Source organism: Candidatus Streptomyces philanthi, from assembly GCF_059553635.1.
The window spans coordinates 1-3,706 of record NZ_JCANQV010000429.1 but is presented as its reverse complement, the minus strand read 5'-3'; the positions used below and the strand labels follow the sequence as shown (position 1 = coordinate 3,706).

Below are 3,706 nucleotides of genomic sequence, written 5' to 3'. Positions count from 1 at the left end.
CCTTGTGGGAGGGAATCGTCGAAGGTGGGACTGGCGATTGGGACGAAGTCGTAACAAGGTAACCGTACCGGAAGGTGCGGCTGGATCACCTCCTTTCTAAGGAGCTTCTTGGCAGCCTTTCGGGGTTGTCCAGAGCCACTACGTCGGCGAGTGTCCGACGGTGGTTTGCTCATGGGTGGAACGTTGACTACTCGGTCTGGTTGGACGAGGACTGTTAGTACTGCCTCTCGGGGCGTGGAACGCAGGTCTCTTCTGGTCGGGTCGGGCACGCTGTTGGGTGTCTGAGGGTGCGGCCGTATGGCTGTTCCTTCGAACGCCGGTCCCAGTGAACTCAGCTTTCGGGTTGGGGTGGTGGGTGGCTGGTCGTTGCTTGAGAACTGCACAGTGGACGCGAGCATCTGTGGCCAAGTTTTTAAGGGCGCACGGTGGATGCCTTGGCACCAGGAACCGATGAAGGACGTGGGAGGCCGCGATAGGCCCCGGGGAGCTGTCAACCGAGCTGTGATCCGGGGGTGTCCGAATGGGGAAACCCGGCAGTCGTCATGGGCTGTCACCCGCTGCTGAACTCATAGGCAGTGTGGAGGGAACGCGGGGAAGTGAAACATCTCAGTACCCGCAGGAAGAGAAAACAACCGTGATTCCGGGAGTAGTGGCGAGCGAAACTGGATGAGGCCAAACCAGTCACGTGTGATACCCGGCAGGGGTTGCGTGGTTGGGGTTGTGGGATCTCTTTTCTGCAGTCTGCCGGCTGTGGGACGAGTCAGAAACCGTTGATGTAGGCGAAGGACATGCGAAAGGTCCGGCGTAGAGGGTAAGACCCCCGTAGCTGAAACATTAGCGGCTCGTTGGAGAGACACCCAAGTAGCACGGGGCCCGTGAAATCCCGTGTGAATCTGGCGGGACCACCCGTTAAGCCTAAATATTCCCTGGTGACCGATAGCGGATAGTACCGTGAGGGAATGGTGAAAAGTACCGCGGGAGCGGAGTGAAATAGTACCTGAAACCGTGTGCCTACAAGCCGTGGGAGCGTCGGATATCAGTTTGCTGGTATCTCGTGACTGCGTGCCTTTTGAAGAATGAGCCTGCGAGTTTGCGGTATGTTGCGAGGTTAACCCGTGTGGGGGAGCCGTAGCGAAAGCGAGTCCGAAGAGGGCGGTTGAGTAGCATGCTCAAGACCCGAAGCGGAGTGATCTAGCCATGGGCAGGTTGAAGCGGCTGTAAGAGGTCGTGGAGGACCGAACCCACCAGGGTTGAAAACCTGGGGGATGACCTGTGGTTAGGGGTGAAAGGCCAATCAAACTCCGTGATAGCTGGTTCTCCCCGAAATGCATTTAGGTGCAGCGTCGTGTGTTTCTTGCCGGAGGTAGAGCACTGGATAGGCGATGGGCCCTACCGGGTTACTGACCTTAGCCAAACTCCGAATGCCGGTAAGTGAGAGCGCGGCAGTGAGACTGTGGGGGATAAGCTCCATGGTCGAGAGGGAAACAGCCCAGAGCATCGACTAAGGCCCCTAAGCGTGTGCTAAGTGGGAAAGGATGTGGAGTCGCAGAGACAACCAGGAGGTTGGCTTAGAAGCAGCCATCCTTGAAAGAGTGCGTAATAGCTCACTGGTCAAGTGATTCCGCGCCGACAATGTAGCGGGGCTCAAGTACACCGCCGAAGTCGTGTCATTGCGATATTACTCCTAACGGGGATCGTGATGGGTAGGGGAGCGTCGTGTGCCGGGTGAAGCAGCGCCGGAAGGTAGTTGTGGACGGTTCACGAGTGAGAATGCAGGCATGAGTAGCGATACACACGTGGGAAACGTGTGCGCCGATTGACTAAGGGTTCCTGGGTCAAGCTGATCTGCCCAGGGTAAGTCGGGACCTAAGGCGAGGCCGACAGGCGTAGTCGATGGACAACCGGTTGATATTCCGGTACCCGTTGTGAAGCGTCAAACATCGAATCCAGTGATGCTAAGGCCGTGAAGCCGCCCTGATCTCTTCGGAGTTGAGGGGAGTGGTGGAGCCGCTGAACCGAGTTGGTAGTAGGTGAGTGATGGGGTGACGCAGGAAGGTAGTCCAGCCCGGGCGGTGGTTGTCCCGGGGTAAGGGTGTAGGCCGTGTGGTAGGCAAATCCGTCACACGTTAAGGCTGAGACCTGATGCCGAGCCGATTGTGGTGAAGTGGATGATCCTATGCTGTCGAGAAAAGCCTCTAGCGAGTTTCATGGCGGCCCGTACCCTAAACCGACTCAGGTGGTCAGGTAGAGAATACCGAGGCGTTCGGGTGAACTATGGTTAAGGAACTCGGCAAAATGCCCCCGTAACTTCGGGAGAAGGGGGGCCATTGCTGGTGAGGGAACGTGCTTCCTGAGCTGGTGGTGGCCGCAGAGACCAGCGAGAAGCGACTGTTTACTAAAAACACAGGTCCGTGCGAAGCCGTAAGGCGATGTATACGGACTGACGCCTGCCCGGTGCTGGAACGTTAAGGGGACCGGTTAGCTCCATTTCGGTGGGGCGAAGCTGAGAACTTAAGCGCCAGTAAACGGCGGTGGTAACTATAACCATCCTAAGGTAGCGAAATTCCTTGTCGGGTAAGTTCCGACCTGCACGAATGGCGTAACGACTTCTCGACTGTCTCAACCATAGGCCCGGTGAAATTGCACTACGAGTAAAGATGCTCGTTTCGCGCAGCAGGACGGAAAGACCCCGGGACCTTTACTATAGCTTGATATTGGTGTTCGGTTCGGCTTGTGTAGGATAGGTGGGAGACTGTGAAGCCGTGACGCCAGTCATGGTGGAGTCGTTGTTGAAATACCACTCTGGTCGTGCTGGATGTCTAACCTGGGTCCGTGATCCGGATCAGGGACAGTGTCTGGTGGGTAGTTTAACTGGGGCGGTTGCCTCCTAAAGGGTAACGGAGGCGCCCAAAGGTTCCCTCAGCCTGGTTGGCAATCAGGTGTTGAGTGTAAGTGCACAAGGGAGCTTGACTGTGAGACTGACGGGTCGAGCAGGTACGAAAGTAGGGACTAGTGATCCGGCGGTGGCTTGTGGAAGCGCCGTCGCTCAACGGATAAAAGGTACCCCGGGGATAACAGGCTGATCTTCCCCAAGAGTCCATATCGACGGGATGGTTTGGCACCTCGATGTCGGCTCGTCGCATCCTGGGGCTGGAGTCGGTCCCAAGGGTTGGGCTGTTCGCCCATTAAAGCGGTACGCGAGCTGGGTTTAGAACGTCGTGAGACAGTTCGGTCCCTATCCGCTGTGCGCGTAGGAGTCTTGAGAAGGGCTGTCCCTAGTACGAGAGGACCGGGACGGACGGACCTCTGGTGTGCCAGTTGTTCTGCCAAGGGCATGGCTGGTTGGCTACGTTCGGAAAGGATAACCGCTGAAAGCATCTAAGCGGGAAGCCTGCTTCGAGATGAGGGCTCCCTCCCACTTGATGGGGTAAGGCTCCCAGTAGATGACTGGGTTGATAGGCCAGATATGGAAGCACTGTAAGGTGTGGAGTTGACTGGTACTAATAGGCCGAGGGCTTGTCCTCAGTTGCTCGCGTCCACTGTGTTGGTTCTGAAGTAATGGCCGGTTTGGTTGTTTTCTTCATAGTGTTTCGGTGGTTATTGCGTTAGGGAAACGCCCGGTTACATTCCGAACCCGGAAGCTAAGCCTTTCAGCGCCGATGGTACTGCAGGGGGGACCCTGTGGGAGAGTAGGACGCCGCCGAAC

General features: G+C 56.9%; 3 rRNA genes. All 3 read left to right on the top strand.

What is annotated here, in order from left to right:
* A 16S ribosomal RNA gene (locus AC51EU_RS28410) occupies positions 1-96 on the top strand; the annotation flags it as partial.
* 306 nt (positions 97-402) lie between these two features.
* Positions 403-3,524: ribosomal RNA gene (locus tag AC51EU_RS28405) — 23S ribosomal RNA — on the top strand.
* Positions 3,525-3,589: 65 nt separating this feature from the next.
* Positions 3,590-3,706: ribosomal RNA gene (gene rrf, locus AC51EU_RS28400) — 5S ribosomal RNA — on the top strand.